This window comes from Sporosarcina koreensis, from assembly GCF_001531445.1.
GTDB classification, from domain to species: Bacteria; Bacillota; Bacilli; order Bacillales_A; family Planococcaceae; genus Sporosarcina; species Sporosarcina koreensis_C.
On sequence record NZ_LQYA01000394.1, the window covers coordinates 1 to 243 of the forward strand.

Consider the following 243-nt stretch of genomic DNA (forward strand, 5'->3'; position numbering starts at 1 on the left):
ATGATTTTAATAAATCACCGGCGAGTACAAACTGGGTGAACACAGCCTTTATGTTAACCTTTTCTATTGGAACAGCTCTATATGGAAAGCTATCTGATCAGCTAGGCATTAAAAGGTTACTCCTATTTGGGATTATAATAAATTGCTTCGGATCGGGAATTGGGTTTGTTGGACATTCTTTTTTTCCCATACTTATTCTGGCTCGATTTATTCAAGGAGCTGGTGCAGCTGCATTTCCAGCAC

1 protein-coding gene is annotated in these 243 nt (G+C 39.1%); it reads left to right on the top strand.

Annotated elements, in window-relative coordinates; translation table 11 throughout:
- Positions 1–243 (top strand): MFS transporter (locus AWV70_RS22575; protein ID WP_153010117.1); only part of this gene is annotated, 243 nt, incomplete at both ends.